Genomic DNA, 17442 nt, shown 5'->3' on the forward strand with positions numbered 1-17442 from the left:
CATCCAAACGTATTTTTAATCTTCATTTTCTAAACTTTATCTGGAATAAAATGGCCTTTGCCTATAAAAGAATCGTTGTTAAAATCGGTTCAAATGTTCTTACTCAAGCTGATGGACTACCTGATCATGCCCGTATTGAACATCTTGTTACACAAATCGCAGCCCTTAAAAATGCAGGGATGACTGTAGTGCTCGTTTCTTCCGGGGCAGTAGCTGCAGGGAGAAGTATGATCAGTCTGTCTGAAAAAGAAAAACAGGATGCTGTTGCCGCGAGACAACTTCTGGCTTCTATCGGACAGATAAAGCTGATCAATACCTATCTTTCTTTATTTGAACAACAGCAAATGCTTTGTTCACAGGTTCTGGTAACTAAAGAGGACTTTCGTGACCGGAAACACTATTTAAATATCAAAAACTGCCTGTCTATCTTATTGAGACATAAAGTAATCCCCATTATCAATGAAAATGATGTAGTGTCTGTTACCGAGCTGATGTTTACTGATAATGATGAGCTGGCTGGCCTGGTAGCTTCTATGCTGGAAGCTGATGCACTGATTATTCTTTCTAATGTAGACGGAATTTACAACGGGGACCCTAAATCTCCGGATTCCAGTATTATACAGAAAATCAGTAAGGATGATCATATCGGTTCTTTTATCAATACTGCCAAATCTGGTTTGGGCAGAGGAGGGATGGTCACTAAATTAAGTATGGCACAGAAAGTGGCCAGACTCGGAATTCCTGTTCACATAGCGAATGGTACACGTCAGTATATCCTGACTGATTTAATAGCCCAAAAACTGGAGCATACTTATTTTATACCTGAGAAAAATACTTCCGGGAAAAAGAAATGGATAGCACACTCAGAACATTCTGCTACCGGAAGTGTTCAGCTGAATAAAGGAGCTGCTGCTGCTTTGGTTTCTGGTCAGGCACGCAGTTTATTGCCGGTAGGAATAACTGGAGTATTATCTCCGTTTCAAAAGGGGGATATTATCCGGTTGCTGGACGAAAATGAAAAACTCATTGGTCTGGGTATAGCCGACTATGGTTCAGATAAGGCAAAAGAAAGAATCGGACAAAAGGGACATAAATCTCTGGTCCATTATAATTATTTTTATGCTGTTAGTTAACAGGCTGAATATCTGCTGTTCTTTAGGCAGGTTTTAAATGAAAAAGAAATGGGATACCAGTTATATTTTGAAAATGCATTAAAAGCGAGCCGTACTTTGTGCCGCCTTGATCAGTTGGTCGTGAATGAAATTCTGAGAGATCTTGCCGCAAATGTAAAAGCATCTGCGGATGATATATTGTTTGCCAATGATCTGGATTTAAAACGGATGTCTGCGGATGACCCGAAGTATGACCGGTTAAAGCTGACCAGAGAAAGACTGGCGGATATTGCTCAGGAAATATTGAACGTAACCAGACTGGAAAGTCCGCTTGCTGAAGTCATGGAGGCGAATACATTACCGAATGGTTTACAATTATCAAAGGTCAGAGTTCCTTTGGGGGTAATTGGTGTAATTTATGAAGCAAGACCTAATGTAACCCTTGATGTTTTTTCTTTGTGTTTTAAAACTGGAAATGTTGCAGTACTGAAAGGTGGGAGTGATGCTGAGTTTTCTAACCAGGCTTTAATTAAAATCATTCATCAGGTATTGCAGAAACACAAAGTAGATATAAATGTTGCGGTGTTATTACCTGCTGAAAGAGAAGCTACTGCTGCATTATTAAGTGCAACGGGTTATGTGGACGTATTAATTCCCAGAGGTAGTCAGGCCCTGATCAATTATGTTCGTCAGCATAGCAATGTTCCGGTAATTGAAACGGGAGCGGGTATAGTTCATACCTATTTTGATCTGTCGGGCGATATGGAAAAAGGAAAGGCTATAATTTTTAATGCGAAAACCAGGAGAGTGAGTGTTTGTAATGCGCTGGACTGCCTTTTGATTCATGCTGAAAGATTAAATGATCTTTATGTACTTATTGAACAGCTTGCCACTAAATCTGTTCATGTTTATGCCGATAAGGATGCTTTTGCTGCGGTGAAAGGCATGTATCCTGATCATTTACTTCATCATTCCAGCCCTGAAGATTTTGGGACTGAATTCCTGGACTATAAAATAGCGGTTAAGACCGTTGAAAATCTGGAAGATGCACTGGACCATATTGCTGCTTATAGTTCTAAACATAGTGAGGCTATTATTGCAGAAGATGAAAATCAGTTACTTACATTTCTGAATGTAGTGGATGCAGCAGCAGTTTATGCAAATGCTTCAACTGCTTTTACCGATGGGGGACAATTTGGTCTTGGTGCAGAAATTGGTATCAGTACACAAAAACTTCATGCGAGGGGGCCGATGGGGCTGAAAGAATTAACAAGTTACAAATGGGTCGTAAAAGGTAACGGTCAAATTCGCTGATTGATTTAATTTATTTTTCAGAAAGGCCTGATTTTGACAATTCTGTGTGAAATCTGCAAAGGTTTATGGATGCATTTTGGCGTTTATCAGCTATTGGTAAAAATATTGCTTATTAAATTGAAATTTAGGACTCATTTTCCGGTCATTATATTAATTTTGTGGCCGATATAAAGAGAATAAATTATCTATCCTTTCATGACCAGTAAAAGTCCTAATTCAGATAAAGCAGTTGATGTTGTGTTAATTGGCGCAGGTATTATGAGCGCAACGCTTGGTGTACTACTTAAAGAACTCTCCCCGGATTTAACGATACAAATTTTTGAACGGCTTGATGTAGCAGCAGCCGAAAGTTCAGATGCGTGGAATAATGCAGGAACCGGGCATTCGGCCTTTTGTGAATTGAATTATACACCGCAATTAGAAGATGGTACAGTAGAAACTGCAAAAGCGGTTTCCATTGCCGAATCTTTTGAAGTTTCAAAGCAGTTCTGGGCTTTCCTTGTGCAGAATAAACTGGTAAGTTCTCCCGAAACATTCATTAAGAGTATTCCGCATATGAGTTTTGTATGGGGTGCAGATAATGTTGATTTTTTGAAAAAACGGTTTAATAACTTGCAGCAATGTGAGTTGTTTAAGGAAATGACATATTCTGAAGATCCTAAGCAACTGGCAGAATGGATGCCTTTGGTAATGGAGGGAAGAAGTCCGGATGAAAAGGTGGCTGCAACCAGAATGATGCTGGGTACTGATGTGAATTTTGGTGCATTAACCAGAATGATGCTGAGTACGCTGCAAAGTAAACCAAATGTTTCTATGGACTTCAATCAGGAAGTACGTAAACTAAAACAAAAAGATGGTTTATGGGAAGTGAAGGTAAAAGATGAAGAAACCGGAAAAAGAAAGACCGTAAAAGCAAAATTCGTTTTTATTGGTGCTGGTGGTGGTTCTCTTCCTTTACTGGAGAAATCAGATATTCCTGAAGGTAAAGGTTTTGGTGGTTTCCCGGTTAGCGGACAATGGTTAAAATGTGTTAATCCGGCTGTGATAGAACATCATCACGCTAAAGTATATGGTAAGGCATCTGTAGGAGCACCACCAATGTCAGTTCCTCACCTGGATACCAGAATGATAGATGGTAAAAAAGCTTTGCTTTTTGGTCCTTATGCGGGATTTTCTACTCGTTTTCTGAAAAATGGATCATTACTGGATCTTCCTTTATCAATTAAAGCAAATAATATCCGCCCTATGATTGCGGCTGGTTTAGATAATATTCCTTTGACCAAATATTTAATTGATCAGGTCAGACAATCACCGGAAGACCGGATGGAAGCACTCAGAGAGTATCTTCCGGCAGCTGAAATGAAAGACTGGGAACTGGAAACAGCAGGACAACGTGTACAGGTGATCAAAAAAGATGAAAAACATGGTGGGATACTGGAATTTGGTACAGAAGTAGTTTCTGCAGGAGATGGCTCAATTGCTGCTTTATTAGGTGCATCACCTGGTGCTTCAACTGCGGTCTCAATTATGATCAGCCTGATGAAACGTTGTTTTAAAGAAAAGATGGATAGTGCTGAATGGCAAACCAAGTTAAAACAGATGATTCCTTCGTATGGTAATAGCTTGAGTGATGATGCACAGCTTTGCAAAAACATCAGAGCGCAGACTACACATGCACTTAATCTTCAGATTACTGACTAGGCTGATGTTTCCATCGTCTATGACTCCATAACCAGTAAGCAGGCTCTTCTTGTATTAATTTTTCTAATAGAAGAGTGTGCTTCTGGGTTATTTCGTGAATTGTTGATTGCGCCGGATTAAGGCATATAGGGACAAAATCAACCTCGTAATAGCCTCTTTTTAGCACTTTTACTTTAAGATAAAATACTGGTCTGTTGGTCTTTATGGCGATCTTTTCCAGTCCCTGTTGAATTGAAGTCTGCTGATTTAAAAATGATGTCCAGTAGTGAGATTCACTTTTTTGCGGTGCCTGATCATTCCCAAACAAAAATATAGATGGTTTTTCTTTACTCCCTGTCATTACTCTTAACGTTTGACGCATGGGTATCATCTTATTGCCAAATCTGGATCTGATCCTGTAGAACCAGTTATCAAACGTTTTATTGGATAAAGGTTTGTAAATCGGATAGGTGTCACCTTTTAGAGCCAGGCCAACAGCCAGTGTTCCCCATTCCCAGTTGCCGTAGTGTCCTGAACAGGCCAGCACACTTTCTCCACGCTCAAAATATTCATTAATCAGTGCCGTATTATTCACCTTGAAGCGTTTCTGTAGTTCATGCTTTGAAATGGTAGACATTTTAACAATTTCAAAAATCAATGCAGCAAGGTACTTGTAGAATTTTTTTTCTATTTGAATAAGCTCATCTGCACTTTTTTCAGGGAAAGAGTTTTTCAGATTAGTTCTGACTACTGCTTTGCGATAGCCGAAAACATGATATACCAGCCAGTAAATCAGGGTAGCGAACAGGTAAAGTACCTGCATTGGTAATAAAGAGAGTGTATATATGAAGAATATCCCTATACGGGAGAAGACTTTATTTAACATTAATGTGAATTAAGATACAAACTTAATTTTTTTTAACCCTTGTCTGGTTAGATTTTTAAGAAAATTATATGTTTTCCTGAAATATGAAATAGCAGTTTAAAAGAACAGGCTTCACTGATTTTATAGCTGAAGCCTATTTCTTTTACCGGAATTTGCTCTGTATTAAAGGATCCGGCAGGTTTTTAAAAATTAAAACCTATGTCATTGATTATATTATCAAGTACAACATAGCTTTCCAGTGCCTGTACATTTTTTATATTGGCTATATTTCGCTGCACGCCTGAAAAGGAAGTATTATCTGTGGTAATAATTTTCAGTTTGATATTGTATAAACCCGTAATGGTACTGCACTCACAAACTTCTTTTATTGCAGATATATCATCTTTAAATGTATTAATAATCTCATCAGAACAATGGCTGAGCTTAAGGTGTATGAAAGCCAGCACTTCCTGTTTTAATTTTCTGCGGTTTAATACCGCCACAGAGGTAACAATATAGCCTCCCTGTTTTAGTCTTCTGATACGATCACAAATAGTCGTCGATGATACATTTAAAATTCCAGCCATTTGCTTGTGTGGACGTGAACTATCCTCCTGTAAAAGTTTAAGAATAGAAATATCTAATCTGTCAAGCTTTTTCTCCATAATTATTGTTTTTATAATTTGTGAATATATAGCATTAATGTTTAAATAATTAAATATTTTAATTACAAATAAACTTATTATTGTCCGGTTAGATGTTGTTAAAATAGGCAAGAACTGAATTATATCCGGATTATAGCCTTATAATCGTTATTTTCTCGGATAAATAGCATGCACTTTCTTTATTTGATCCATATACTCAATTTTGATCAGCAACCTAAACATATGAGAGAAATAAAGATCAATCATGCCATAACCGGAAGGGATACGGAATCCCTGAATATTTATCTTCATGAAGTGGGTAAAATACCATTGCTGACTGTTGAAGAAGAGATACAATTAACTATCAGGGCCAGAAATGGAGATCGTCTGGCTTTAGACCGTTTGGTGAGGACAAATTTGCGCTTTGTAATTTCTGTAGCGAAAAAATATCAGCACAGGGGACTCAGCCTTGGAGATTTAATCAATGAGGGCAATCTGGGCCTGATTAAGGCTGCTTCACGTTTTGATGAAACAAAAGGGTTCAAGTTCATCTCTTTTGCCGTATGGTGGATCAGGCAGGCTATTATGCTTGCTATTTCTCAGCAAACGCGTATTATCCGTTTGCCTCTCAATCTTATTAATTCAATTTCTAAAATAAATGTGACAGCATCCTGTCTGGAACAAAAACTGGAACGCAGTCCAACAATGGTGGAGATAGCCGGAGAATTGAAGATGGAACCTGATCGGGTGACTGACGATCTGGATAAAGTGCGTAAATGTGTGTCACTGGATGACGTGGTTAAGTCAGATTCCACGCACACTCTGCTGGAAACAATACCTGTCCGCCAGCCTGCTGCTGATCATGTTCTGATAGTGGATTCTGATAGAATAGAGACTTCTCAATTGCTGAAAATTCTGTCTAAAAGAGAAGAAAAAGTGCTGAGCTTATTTTTTGGTCTGAGGGGAATGCAACCTCTGTCACTGGATGATATAGCCCTGATATTTAAATTAAGCAGAGAACGTATCAGACAGTTAAAGGATAGCGGAATAAAAAAATTGAGACAAAAGTTACGCAAAGAGAAAACAGGAAAAAGAACTAAGAATATATAAATTAAAAATAATCCTTATGCCATATCTATATTTAGCAGAAAGTTATAATGAGCTTGGTATGTTAACCTGGCTGGTTACTCAAATGGAAAATATTGAGAGACCGATAAAAGAACTCGATAAAGAAAGTTATTTAATTACAGAGTTTCAACGTATTAAATTGTCGGCGTCCAGAGATATACTCATTTTTGGTAAACACGCAGAGTATTATCTGAATTTTCATCTTTGTCTGGTCTATGGGTTACATATCCGGATAATAGATATCCTGAAATGCCTTGGAGATAAATTATATCTCTGCGAGAGAGAGGCTTATGTATATAAACACTGTACTACATTACATGTAGAGATGGGAGGGCTGGCAGTATTCTATGAAAAACTTGGCAGAATGAAGATAGGATATGAAAACAGGTAAATCAACAAGATTTACCTGTTATGAATATTGATATACTTCAGGTAATTGGTATTTACTACACAAATGCCGGAACGGGTGAATTTGGATCGTTACCCTGAATCTGATTTCTTCTCACTTCAGCAGGATCAGTAGGCTTAATCGGGTAGGTATCTTTTATACTCTTTACGGCATCATACATCAGGAAGCCTCCTAAAAAGGCTTCTTGTATTCCTATTACCGGATGCTTGTAAAAGCATTTAATACCTCTTTGAAAAATATAAGCGCCGGCTATAATTGACACCAACCGTTTTGCAGTACTCAGGTTCTGGGCATTATTGGTGTTCAAAATCTTCTTGGCGGCTAAAATAGTTAGATTATGAGTGATTTTGTTCAACATGGGTTTCTCTTTGTTTCTATTGAATTCAACATCTGTGCCATCTTTTTGTTTTTATTAATGCAAAGAAACCCCGGGGCTATCTGTGTTAAGTTCAACCTGATGTTTGATAGTCTTTCTTCCAAAATAAAGAATAGCCAATGCAAGAATGGAAGTTGATGCCATAATTGAAACCATTGGTACAGAAGAATGTGTGTCAAACAGGCTGACACCTACAGAAGCGACTGTACCCAGGCCCATTTGAATAGCACCCATCAGGGCGGATGCACTTCCTGCATTTTTAGTAAATGGTGCCAGGGTAAGGGCTGAAGCATTAGGGCTTGCAAAACCAAGACAGCTCAGGAAAATGAACAGCAGGAGTATGGTTTCAGTTAAGCCAAACCAGCCATTTATACTGCCAATCAAAAATATAACTCCCGTAACTGCCTGGCAAATTAAAGCACCAAAGATTAATTGTTCGCTACGGTATTTCTTTAGCATCAGTGTATTAACCTGACCAGCACCTATTAATCCGATGGATAAAAAGGCAAATATCCAGCCATATGTTTTTTCGCTTACCGCAAAAATCTTCATAAACAACTGCGGAGAGCCTGAAATATAAGCAAAGAGACCACCAAAGGCGACAGCGCCGGTAAAGGCATAAGTGTAAAATTGGGGTTCCTTTAAAACGGTAATAAATCCCAGGATAATGGGCTTTGGTTTTAGTGATATAGTGGTATCTGGTTTGTATGTTCCGGGTAATCCAAAAATACTGGCCAGCAGATTTAGCAAACCCAAAATCATGAGCACCAGAAATACAGCATGCCAGCCAAAAGTTGAGGTAACGTAACCACCGATTGTTGGTGCAACCATAGGAGAGACACCTACTACCAACCATAGCAGCGCAAATACTTTGGCATTTTCATTAACCGGAAATAAGTCTCTGACCATAGCAATTGAAGCTACGGCTGCTGCACAGCTGCCTAAAGCCTGTATACACCTTAATACAATCAGGGCATCGATACTTTTTACATAAGCACAGCCCAGAGAGGCAAGAATATAAATGGTTAATCCAATGTATAAGGGCTTTTTTCTTCCAAAACGATCTAACAGTGGGCCATAGAGCAGCTGACCGGCAGATATCCCTATAAAAAAACCGGAAAGAGACAGGGACACGCTTGCAATCGAGGTATTCAGGTCTTTTGCAATTGCGGGAAATCCCGGCAGGTACATGTCAATAGAAAAAGGACCCAATGCTGTTAGTGAACCTAAAAGGAGGATAAGGAAGAAGTGTTTTTGTCTGGTCATTGAATTTTGTTGCGAAGAGGTTTCGCTATTGATTTAATTTAACCCCGGTTCAAACCGGGGCCATTATGGTTTATTTAGAAGCTGTTATTCTTTCCAGAACCAGCTTAATTGCTTTATCTACAACAGCATTCGGATCTTTACTGAACTGAAAGTTTACTCTGCTCGCTAGAATTGCGTTTACTGAAAGAGCTTTGTGTCCGAGAACTTTTGCTAAAGCATAAATACCTGCAGTTTCCATTTCAAGATTTGTAATTCTGTAGTTTTCATAACTGAATGTATTCAGTTTCTGAATGAAATTCGGAACTGCATTTTTAGCTCTTACCTGGCGACCCTGAGGTGCATAAAAACCTGGTGCAGTTACTGTAATTCCGTGCTCCATTCCTTTTCCTATAGTGTCCAGTAATACCGGATCAGCAGAAGTCAGATATGGATTAACAGCGTGCAGGTCTTTAAAATGTGTTCTTACATGTTCGAAGAGACCTTTTTCTGCATCTGGTACGCTATGCTCATAATAATGCATTAGCGCATCCAGACCAAGCCCAAAAGTAGAAGCCAGAATAGTCCCCATTGGCAGATCAGATTGTACGGCACCTGAAGTTCCAACTCTGATGATATCCAGCGATGTTAATTGTTCTTTTACTTCACGTGTCTTGAAATCTACATTTACAAGCGCATCCAGTTCATTAAAAACGATATCAATGTTATCCGTGCCAATCCCGGTAGAAATTACAGTAATACGTTTTGTACCAATATAGCCTGTATGGGTTATAAATTCTCTTTTTCCTTTTTTAAGCTCAATACGGTCAAAGTGTTTGGTTATTTCTGAAATCCTGTCCGGATCGCCTACAGTAATTACTGTATCTGCTACATCTTCAGGTAATATATTTAGGTGGTAAATACTTCCGTCAGGGTTAATGACTAAGTCTGCTTCTGATAATTTTTGCATGGTAATTGGATTAATGGTATTCTAAATTAAGGTTTTAAACAGTGCCCAGGTATTTAATTTCAACTCCTGACTGTTTTTCGACCCTTTGTAAAACTTTATTTAACTGGGATTTTCTAACTTCAAATCTGATTTTGCATTCATTATCAAACTGCTGATCAAGTACAGTAAGCTGCTCTTCTTTAACCATACGCATGACATCGTTCATGACCAGGTAGTCAAAGCTGATTTCATAGCTATCATTTACAGTCTTTTCGACTATTTCTGCTATCATAATTGATTCATTAGCAGCTGCTTTGTATGCGTTTATTAAACCAGGTACGCCTAGTAGTGTCCCGCCGAAATACCGAACCACTACGATCAGTATATTGGTTAGTCCGGCTGATAAAAGAGCATTTAAAATAGGTCTGCCTGCCGTGCCGGAAGGTTCTCCATCATCGTTTACCCGATAAACGCTTTTATCTGGTGTTAAACGGTAAGCATAACAGAAATGATTGGCTTTTGTATGTTCAGCCCGGAGTTTAACCAGATGTGCTTTGACCTCATTCTCTGAAAGCAAGGGATAGGCAAAAGCGATAAATTTACTTCCTTTGTCTTTGAAGGTTCCTTCTGCAGGATGATCTATCGTTTTGTAGGTGTCATCAAACAGCATATTTTTGTGATAATGTAATTAGGAGAATGGCCGCTAATGCCATCGAAATACCTATATAATTCAATTTACTTACTTTTTCTTTAAAGAGGATAATACCAACAATACTTCCTAAAATAATGACCCCCATATTCGATGCTGCGAATACTGTTGATGGATTTGATGCCATTGCCCGGTGAGCTTTCATATAAAAAAGAATATTACCAAAATTAAAGCAGCCAAGTACCACACCACAAATGAAATTGATTAATTCTACCTTCTTCTTTTTGACCAGAACGATATATCCTAAAATCATTGCTGCAATTACAAACGAAATGCAAAAGATGACCATTAACGAACTGGTATAAGGGATGGATTTATCCAAAGCCAGTTTTTTAAACATGACATCTATCACGCCAAACCCTATAAATACCAAAATTGGATATATATATGAGCCGGTATCAGCTTTAACAGTTGATTGGCGATAAAGGGTCAGGATGATAGCAGTAAAACCAACTATTAATCCTGCTACTTTTAATCCGCTAAAGTTTTCGCCGAAGACATATAAGGAGGCCATAATTGGTATAAACAGCGATAAGCGCTGAGCAATATCTGACTTGACTATCCCGATATTCCGGACTGAAGCAGCAAAAATCAGCAATATTGCTGGTAATAACACACCAATAGCAATAGTAAGTACAGAAGGTACAGCTGTAATTTCCTGCAGTTCTGGTCTGAAGAAAATATAACTTAATATGATAGCTGTCATATAATTCCACATCACTGCCTGCAGTACATGAATGTTGTAACGTTTCGCTAATTTCAAAAGAACTGCTACCGTTACGCTGCAGCTGATACTGAGTAATATATATATCATTGATTATTGTAGTTTTCGTATATAGTTAACTGATCCTTATCTATTTCAGAGATTGATGTGATCTTTCCATTTAATTGAGGGGAGTGTATTCCGGTGTCCCAGCTTGCTGAAGAATTAAAGACCCTGGCTTCATCCCATAATCCTGCGGAAATAAACTGATTCAGGATATTGGCACCGCCTTCAATGATCACCGACTGGATATCCATCAGGTATAATTGATAGGCTATCTTTTGAGGAAGGTAGTATTGCATATCTTCCATTTCTATAAAGTGTATATTCTCCTCTACACTCGTTTTCTGCTCATTAAAAATAATGGTTTTAGCATCATTATTATATAGTTGACTGTCCGCTGATACAACCAGGTTACGGTCAATAAGTATTCTTACGGGATTCTTTCCCGGCCATTCTCTTGCACTGAGCGCCGGATTGTCTGCTATTGCTGTTTGTTTACCAACCAGTATAGCGTCTTCTTCAGTCCGCCACTTATGCACCAGTTTTTTAGCAAGCGGGCCACTGATCCATTGCTGTACTGAGTTTTTAGGAGCGAAGAAGCCATTGGCAGTCCTTGCCCATTTAAGTATGATATAAGGACGCTGCTGAGCTATTCTGGTAAAGAACCGGCGGTTAAGGTAAGAACATTCCTTTTCCATTATGCCAGAGACAACTTCTATTCCTGCATTTTTTAACTTTTCAATCCCTTTACCATTTACATCAGGAAAAGGATCACGGTTACCTATCACGACTTTTTTTAGCTGGTGTTTGATTAACAGGTCTGCACATGGTGGAGTTTTTCCAAAATGAGAACAGGGTTCAAGACTGACATAGGCAACTGCATTTTTTAGTAACCCGGCTGCTTTATCACCAAACTGATCTGTAACAGAGCGGATAGCATTGACTTCTGCGTGTGCCTGACCATATTTCTGATGATAACCTTCACCTATAATCTTTCCGCCGCTTACGATTACACAACCTACCAGTGGATTTGGGCTAACCTGACCACTACCCATTTCTGCCAGCTCCAGACAGCGTTTCATGTACAATTCATCGCTCATATGGACAAAAATAGCTTCAATTTATGAGCTATTGAAATATTTCTACCATAGAGATGTAACATTTATTAATACTTTTGCATTTAATGAATTTTAAGCAATTAGAACAATACTTTATCAATGAACTATCTTCATTGTATGATGGGGAAGAAGCAAAGCAGTTGTTTTATCTGGTAGTTGAACAGGTCTCAGGCTGGAATCGTACTCAGTTACTGATAAATATGACTGAATCTTTATCTGCTGAACTTACTTTGACTTATGATGATGTGTTGCTGGAACTGAAACAGGGAAGGCCAATGCAGCATATTTTTGCGGTAGCATGGTTTTACGGGCTTAGATTTAAGGTCAGCGAAGCTGTTTTAATTCCCAGACCTGAAACAGAAGAACTGATAGAATGGATATTAGATACGGTAAAAAGTGAACCGGTTTCCAGTATACTTGATATTGGTACTGGCAGCGGGTGCATTGCTATAACTTTAAAAAAGAATCTGGAGCAGGTGGATGTGAGCGCAATTGATGTTTCTGCAGCTGCTTTAGCTATCGCTGAAGAAAATGCCCTGACCAATACTGCTGCTGTAAACTTCATTCATGCTGATATCTTAACTTACAGCAGTTCGTTTAGGTATGATCTGATTGTGAGTAATCCACCTTATATTACTGAGCATGAAAAGGAAGAAATGCATCAGAACGTCTTAGCTTACGAACCTCATCTGGCCTTGTTTGTAAGTAATGAAAATCCTTTATTGTTTTATAAAAAGATAGCAGATTTTGCTTTGATTAATCTTCGGCCAAAGGGCAGGCTATTCTTTGAAATAAATGAATATTTGGGTAAAGAAACAGTAGATATGCTTTTAGCTAAAGGCTTTACTGATATCATTTTGAGAAAAGATATGCAAGGGAAAGACAGGATGATTTCCTGTGGCCTGTAATACCAGATTTTCTGTAACTATGTTCTGGGATGAAACTGAGTAATTACGCCTCTTAAATAATCTTTGTCCAGGTGCGTGTATACTTCGGTAGTCGTAATACTGGAATGACCAAGCATTTCCTGTACTGCACGCAAATCTGCACCGCCCTCAATTAAATGCGTGGCAAAAGAATGTCTGAAAGTATGCGGGCTTATATTCTTTTGTAAACCTATGTTTGTTGCCAGAGCTTTAATCATTGTAAATACAGATATCCTTGATAAGCGGCTACCTAATCTGTTCAGGAAAATATAGTCTTCATTACCTTTTTTTATAGTCAGATGTACTCTTACCTGGCTAAGGTAGATATCTATGAATTTTAATGCGGTTTCTCCGATAGGCACAATTCTCTCTTTATTTCCTTTACCTCTTACTTTAATATACTCCTGGGTAGGGTTGAGATCCGAAATCCGAAGAGTTATCAGTTCAGTTACCCTTAGACCACAGCCATATAACACTTCTAAAATCGCTTTATTTCTCATACCTTCCGGCCTGGAAGCGTCTACTGCATCAATTAATGCGTTGATCTCTGTAACGTTTAGTATATCAGGGAGTTTTCTGCTTAATTTAGGGGAGTCAAGCTGTTGGGACGGGTCTATTTCAATCAGTTCTTCCAGCATCAGATAATTAAAAAAAGACTTTAATCCTGAAATTACCCTTGCCTGCGTATTGGCCAGCATGCCTAACTCACTGAGCCAGATGATAAAATTATGTAAAGTCTTGTCAGATATGTTTTTAATGATGAATTCCTCGCCTATTACTTCATAATACTGAAATAGTTTATTCACATCATTAAGATAGGCATCAACAGAATTTCCAGAGAGTCCGCGTTCCAGTTTTAAATAAGCTTTAAATGTATGATGATGGGGAAAATTAATCACGTGAATTTTTATTTATTAGTTTTTAAGGCTAAGTTTGAATGGATGAAGATACAGATTATTAACGGACCGAATTTAAACCTGCTGGGGATACGAGAACCAGGGGTATATGGAAATAGAAGTTTTGAAGAATATTTTAAAGAATTACAGGACAGGTATAAAGATATTGAATTAACATATTTTCAAAGTAATGTTGAAGGTGAACTGATTAACAAACTGCATGAGGTTGGTTTTTCATTTGATGGAATTATTTTGAACGGCGGGGGATATACACATACTTCTGTAGCTATTGCGGATGCCATTTCGGGTATCAATACACCGGTAGTGGAAGTACATGTTTCCAATATTTACGCCAGGGAAGAATTCCGTCATGTTTCACTAACCGGAAAGAACTGCAAAGGTGTATTAACCGGATTTGGACTGGATGGTTATCGTCTGGCTATTGAAAGTCTTTTAGCTGGCTAAAATGCCGGATTCCCTTGATAAAATAACTCCAGACCACACTGGAATGATAAACTCCGGTGTGTTTGGAGTAGCTTAATTGTGTTTCAGCTCTTTTCTTACCTGTTTTACTGAGGTTCGCTAAAAACTGGTAATGCGCTTTGTTGATGGCGAATGCAAATTTAGTTTTCCCTTTAAACAGGAACTGCAGCCAGGCAATAAAATCAATACTCATTCTGATGAATATGCTTAGTACCGCTTCGCCGGCAGGCAGATTTTTCTGCATGATCATCAGGTTATTTCTGAAATTGAGAAATACTTTATAAGGATTATTAGCATCTAAGGTACCTCCGCCAACATGATAAACCTCAGCATCCGGACAGTAGACAATCTTATATCCAAGATTCTTTAAACGCCAGCAAAGATCAATTTCTTCCATATGGGCAAAAAGATCAGGATCTAATCCACCTGTTTCATCCCATTGTTTTGTTTTAATGAAGAAAGCAGCACCGCTTGCCCAGAAAATCTCCCTGAACTGGTTATATTGCCCCAGATCAGGTTCTATCTGATCAAAGATTCTTCCGCGGCAAAATGGAAAAGCATTAATATCCAGGAAGCCCCCTGCAGCACCAGCATATTCAAATTGAGTTTTATCTTTTTGCCACTTTATTTTTGGTTGTGCAGCGGCGATGGCCGGGTCAGCCTCCATAGCCTTAATTACAGGCTCAATCCAGTTTTCAGGAACCTCAACATCAGAGTTTAACAGCACATAATAATCAGCAGTAACCTGTTTAAGAATGCGATTATAACCTTCAGCGAATCCATAGTTACGATCGTTCTCAATTATCTGTATTTCCGGGAAATTATTTTTGATATAATCTACAGATCCGTCTGTCGATGCATTATCGCCAACAATCAATTGAAGATTATTATACCGGGATTTAATTACACTGGGTAAAAAATCTTTCAATAATTGTTTTCCGTTCCAATTGAGGATTACAACAGCTACTTTCGGCTCTGACATTAGCTTAATTTCTCGTTTACGTTCATAAAAAAATGGTGATCAAATAGGAAAAAAGCCTTTTTTATCATTATTTTGCCTGATTGAAAATGCAAACATAAATTAACCAATGCACAATCCAGCTATATTTCCTCTTTTTTATCTTCCTCCTGTAAGTTATTTCTCTGCCCTGAACGCACATAATTTTGAATTTTTACTGGAAAAAGAAGAACATTTTCCAAAACAGACTTATCGGAACAGAGCCAGAATATATTCACCTAATGGTGCTTTAGATCTGTTTTTGCCTGTTATCAAGGGGTCGAAGTATCATACAAAGATCAAAGATGTTAAAATTAGTTATGATTTTAAATGGCAGCGCCTGCATTGGTTAAGTCTGGAAAGCTGTTATCGTAATTCAGCTTATTTCGAATATTATGAAGATGAACTGGCCGTTTTTTACCAGAAGAAATTCGAATTCCTGTTTGATTATAATCTGGAAATTTTGCAATGGATATTCAAGCAATTGAAAAAACCTGCAGAATTTAATTTTACAACTGAGTATACGAAAGAGATAGCACCTGAAATTGATTACAGGTCAAAAATTCATTTCAAAGAACCTGAGCTAATATTTCCGGCCAAACCTTATTATCAGGTATTTGAAGACAGAAAAGGATTTATGTCAAACATGAGCATCGCTGATTTGTTATTCAATCAAGGCCCGCAGGCAAAAAATTATCTCTAGTGTATGGATAAAAAGAATAAATCCCGTAAGAAAAAACAGCGTTTAAAAATTCCCAAGGCAGGTTCCAGTCCTGGCGTAGTCTATATAGATGAAAACTCATTAAAGCCGGTAATTACGGTTCATAAGATCAATGAGACTACTTACGAAACCCGGGAACTGTCTAATCTTAATCAGATTACCCAGTTGCTGGCAGATAAAAATTTCACCTTTTGGATAGAAATAAAAGGATTTGGTTCTCCTGAGCTATTTGAAACCCTGAATCGTGAACTTCATGTAAACCGGCTGATTCTGGAAGATATTACCAGATCTTATCAGCGGCCAAAACTGGAAGAGTATGATGATTATGTTTTTGCTGTCAGCAGAATGCTTTTACTGGATGAGGATAAAAACCTGGAAAACGAACAGCTTTCCTTTATCCTGACCGATAACGCACTGATCACTTTACAGGAAAACTACTCTGATTGTTTCGGTCCGGTAATTCAAAGACTGAAAGTGGGAAAGGGAAATATCAGAGTTGCAGGCAGCAGTTATATCATGTATGCACTGATGGACATCATCGTAGATAAGTATTTTGAAATTCTCAGTATCTGGAGTGAAGATCTTGATCTGCTCGAAGATCGTCTTTTCGATAAGCCGGACAAAAGCTTCATGTTTGACGTACAGCTGATTAAAAGGAATTTAATTAATATCCGCAGGGTAGCATGGCCTGAGAGAGATAAGTTGAATGATATGCTGCGCAGTGACAGTCATCTGATTACTGAGCAAACCAGACCTTTTATTCGTGATGCTTATGATCATTGTATTCAGATAATTGATATCGTTGAATCCCTGAAAGAGATTTCTGCAAGTAATATTGATATGTATCTGTCAATTATCAGTAACCGCATGAATGAAATCATGAAGGTTTTAACCATTATATCTTCCATATTTATTCCACTAACCTTTATTGCTGGTGTCTATGGGATGAACTTTGCCAAAGAAGACCCGGTAACCCATAAATTTATGCCATATAACATGCCTGAGCTCTATGCTTCGCATGGATATTTATACACAATGGTTATTATGGTCATAATTGCTATCCTTCAGGTCATCTATTTTTGGCGAAAAGGGTGGTTTAAGTAAATG

19 protein-coding genes are annotated in these 17442 nt (G+C 38.1%); 9 read left to right on the forward strand and 10 right to left on the reverse strand.

Going from position 1 to position 17442, the window contains the following annotated elements; translation table 11 throughout:
- Positions 1-50 precede the first annotated feature (50 nt).
- The 3 genes from proB (at position 51) to PL_RS01965 (ending at position 4127) form a co-directional block, all read left to right on the forward strand.
- Complete coding sequence (proB, locus tag PL_RS01955) at positions 51-1133, forward strand: glutamate 5-kinase (protein ID WP_041880353.1); 1083 nt, start codon at positions 51-53, stop codon at positions 1131-1133.
- 48 nt (positions 1134-1181) lie between these two features.
- Entirely contained in the window at positions 1182-2426 is a 1245-nt protein-coding gene (locus PL_RS01960; protein WP_041880352.1) for a glutamate-5-semialdehyde dehydrogenase, read from the forward strand.
- Between the two features lie 195 nt (positions 2427-2621).
- Positions 2622-4127: a malate:quinone oxidoreductase gene (locus tag PL_RS01965; RefSeq protein WP_041880349.1), complete on the forward strand. Its 1506-nt coding sequence runs from the start codon at positions 2622-2624 to the stop codon at positions 4125-4127.
- Here PL_RS01965 and PL_RS01970 read toward each other — a convergent pair.
- The gene (locus tag PL_RS01970) at positions 4117-4992 is read right to left on the reverse strand and encodes a lysophospholipid acyltransferase family protein (protein ID WP_348620874.1); all 876 of its coding nucleotides are present in this window, start codon (positions 4990-4992) and stop codon (positions 4117-4119) included. The genes PL_RS01965 and PL_RS01970 overlap by 11 nt on opposite strands.
- Before the next feature lie 182 nt (positions 4993-5174).
- Positions 5175-5636, reverse strand: a complete 462-nt coding sequence (locus tag PL_RS01975; protein WP_041880348.1) for an Lrp/AsnC family transcriptional regulator — start codon at positions 5634-5636, stop codon at positions 5175-5177.
- A 222-nt stretch (positions 5637-5858) separates the two neighbouring features.
- Here PL_RS01975 and PL_RS01980 point away from each other — a divergent pair, with 222 nt between their 5' ends.
- Positions 5859-6725, forward strand: a complete 867-nt coding sequence (locus tag PL_RS01980) for a sigma-70 family RNA polymerase sigma factor (RefSeq protein ID WP_041880346.1) — start codon at positions 5859-5861, stop codon at positions 6723-6725.
- A gap of 16 nt (positions 6726-6741) precedes the next feature.
- Positions 6742-7134, forward strand: coding sequence for a hypothetical protein (locus tag PL_RS01985; RefSeq protein WP_041880344.1), 393 nt, complete (start codon positions 6742-6744; stop codon positions 7132-7134).
- 55 nt (positions 7135-7189) lie between these two features.
- On the opposite strand, the gene PL_RS01990 is transcribed toward PL_RS01985, so the two are convergent.
- The 6 genes from PL_RS01990 to ribD all read right to left on the reverse strand — a co-directional run bounded on the left by PL_RS01990 (position 7190) and on the right by ribD (position 12294).
- Positions 7190-7510 carry a hypothetical protein gene (locus tag PL_RS01990; RefSeq protein ID WP_041880342.1) on the reverse strand — a complete coding sequence of 107 codons (321 nt, stop codon included), beginning with the start codon at positions 7508-7510 and terminating at the stop codon, positions 7190-7192.
- 54 nt (positions 7511-7564) lie between these two features.
- The gene (locus PL_RS01995; protein WP_041880340.1) at positions 7565-8794 is read right to left on the reverse strand and encodes a multidrug effflux MFS transporter; all 1230 of its coding nucleotides are present in this window, start codon (positions 8792-8794) and stop codon (positions 7565-7567) included.
- 70 nt (positions 8795-8864) lie between these two features.
- Positions 8865-9740: a nucleoside phosphorylase gene (locus PL_RS02000; RefSeq protein WP_041880338.1), complete on the reverse strand. Its 876-nt coding sequence runs from the start codon at positions 9738-9740 to the stop codon at positions 8865-8867.
- A gap of 34 nt (positions 9741-9774) precedes the next feature.
- Entirely contained in the window at positions 9775-10389 is a 615-nt protein-coding gene (locus PL_RS02005; protein WP_041880336.1) for an IMPACT family protein, read from the reverse strand.
- On the reverse strand, positions 10379-11242 hold the full coding sequence (locus tag PL_RS02010) for a DMT family transporter (RefSeq protein WP_041880334.1): 864 nt from the start codon (positions 11240-11242) through the stop codon (positions 10379-10381). Before PL_RS02010 ends, PL_RS02005 begins: the two co-directional genes overlap by 11 nt.
- On the reverse strand, positions 11239-12294 hold the full coding sequence (ribD, locus tag PL_RS02015; protein ID WP_041880332.1) for a bifunctional diaminohydroxyphosphoribosylaminopyrimidine deaminase/5-amino-6-(5-phosphoribosylamino)uracil reductase RibD: 1056 nt from the start codon (positions 12292-12294) through the stop codon (positions 11239-11241). Before ribD ends, PL_RS02010 begins: the two co-directional genes overlap by 4 nt.
- An 83-nt stretch (positions 12295-12377) precedes the next feature.
- On the opposite strand from ribD, the gene prmC reads away from it, so the two are divergent.
- Positions 12378-13220 carry a peptide chain release factor N(5)-glutamine methyltransferase gene (gene prmC, locus PL_RS02020; RefSeq protein ID WP_041880330.1) on the forward strand — a complete coding sequence of 281 codons (843 nt, stop codon included), beginning with the start codon at positions 12378-12380 and terminating at the stop codon, positions 13218-13220.
- Positions 13221-13237: 17 nt separating this feature from the next.
- Here prmC and xerD read toward each other — a convergent pair whose 3' ends face one another.
- On the reverse strand, positions 13238-14137 hold the full coding sequence (xerD, locus tag PL_RS02025; protein WP_348620877.1) for a site-specific tyrosine recombinase XerD: 900 nt from the start codon (positions 14135-14137) through the stop codon (positions 13238-13240).
- 42 nt (positions 14138-14179) lie between these two features.
- Between xerD and aroQ the strand changes: the two genes are divergently transcribed.
- The gene (aroQ, locus tag PL_RS02030) at positions 14180-14599 is read left to right on the forward strand and encodes a type II 3-dehydroquinate dehydratase (RefSeq protein ID WP_041880423.1); all 420 of its coding nucleotides are present in this window, start codon (positions 14180-14182) and stop codon (positions 14597-14599) included.
- Here the strand turns inward: aroQ and PL_RS02035 are convergent.
- Entirely contained in the window at positions 14574-15599 is a 1026-nt protein-coding gene (locus PL_RS02035; protein WP_041880328.1) for a glycosyltransferase family 2 protein, read from the reverse strand. The two genes, aroQ and PL_RS02035, sit on opposite strands and share 26 nt — an antisense overlap.
- 106 nt (positions 15600-15705) lie before the next feature.
- Between PL_RS02035 and PL_RS02040 the strand changes: the two genes are divergently transcribed.
- Complete coding sequence (locus PL_RS02040) at positions 15706-16317, forward strand: WbqC family protein (protein ID WP_041880325.1); 612 nt, start codon at positions 15706-15708, stop codon at positions 16315-16317.
- A gap of 3 nt (positions 16318-16320) precedes the next feature.
- On the forward strand, positions 16321-17439 hold the full coding sequence (corA, locus tag PL_RS02045; protein WP_041880324.1) for a magnesium/cobalt transporter CorA: 1119 nt from the start codon (positions 16321-16323) through the stop codon (positions 17437-17439).
- Positions 17440-17442 lie beyond the last annotated feature (3 nt).

Origin of the sequence: Pedobacter lusitanus, assembly GCF_040026395.1 — a bacterium.
GTDB lineage: Bacteria > Bacteroidota > Bacteroidia > Sphingobacteriales > Sphingobacteriaceae > Pedobacter > Pedobacter lusitanus.

Excerpts from the sequence above, each read along its gene's own strand:
- proB (WP_041880353.1), top strand. The coding sequence starts at position 51 with ATGGCCTTTGCCTATAAAAGAATCGTTGTTAAAATCGGTTCAAATGTT.
- PL_RS01960 (WP_041880352.1), top strand. The coding sequence starts at position 1,182 with ATGGGATACCAGTTATATTTTGAAAATGCATTAAAAGCGAGCCGTACT.
- PL_RS01965 (WP_041880349.1), top strand. The coding sequence starts at position 2,622 with ATGACCAGTAAAAGTCCTAATTCAGATAAAGCAGTTGATGTTGTGTTA.
- PL_RS01970 (WP_348620874.1), bottom strand. The coding sequence starts at position 4,992 with ATGTTAAATAAAGTCTTCTCCCGTATAGGGATATTCTTCATATATACA.
- PL_RS01975 (WP_041880348.1), bottom strand. The coding sequence starts at position 5,636 with ATGGAGAAAAAGCTTGACAGATTAGATATTTCTATTCTTAAACTTTTA.
- PL_RS01980 (WP_041880346.1), top strand. The coding sequence starts at position 5,859 with ATGAGAGAAATAAAGATCAATCATGCCATAACCGGAAGGGATACGGAA.
- PL_RS01985 (WP_041880344.1), top strand. The coding sequence starts at position 6,742 with ATGCCATATCTATATTTAGCAGAAAGTTATAATGAGCTTGGTATGTTA.
- PL_RS01990 (WP_041880342.1), bottom strand. The coding sequence starts at position 7,510 with ATGTTGAACAAAATCACTCATAATCTAACTATTTTAGCCGCCAAGAAG.
- PL_RS01995 (WP_041880340.1), bottom strand. The coding sequence starts at position 8,794 with ATGACCAGACAAAAACACTTCTTCCTTATCCTCCTTTTAGGTTCACTA.
- PL_RS02000 (WP_041880338.1), bottom strand. The coding sequence starts at position 9,740 with ATGCAAAAATTATCAGAAGCAGACTTAGTCATTAACCCTGACGGAAGT.
- PL_RS02005 (WP_041880336.1), bottom strand. The coding sequence starts at position 10,389 with ATGCTGTTTGATGACACCTACAAAACGATAGATCATCCTGCAGAAGGA.
- PL_RS02010 (WP_041880334.1), bottom strand. The coding sequence starts at position 11,242 with ATGATATATATATTACTCAGTATCAGCTGCAGCGTAACGGTAGCAGTT.
- ribD (WP_041880332.1), bottom strand. The coding sequence starts at position 12,294 with ATGAGCGATGAATTGTACATGAAACGCTGTCTGGAGCTGGCAGAAATG.
- prmC (WP_041880330.1), top strand. The coding sequence starts at position 12,378 with ATGAATTTTAAGCAATTAGAACAATACTTTATCAATGAACTATCTTCA.
- aroQ (WP_041880423.1), top strand. The coding sequence starts at position 14,180 with ATGAAGATACAGATTATTAACGGACCGAATTTAAACCTGCTGGGGATA.
- PL_RS02035 (WP_041880328.1), bottom strand. The coding sequence starts at position 15,599 with ATGTCAGAGCCGAAAGTAGCTGTTGTAATCCTCAATTGGAACGGAAAA.
- PL_RS02040 (WP_041880325.1), top strand. The coding sequence starts at position 15,706 with ATGCACAATCCAGCTATATTTCCTCTTTTTTATCTTCCTCCTGTAAGT.
- corA (WP_041880324.1), top strand. The coding sequence starts at position 16,321 with ATGGATAAAAAGAATAAATCCCGTAAGAAAAAACAGCGTTTAAAAATT.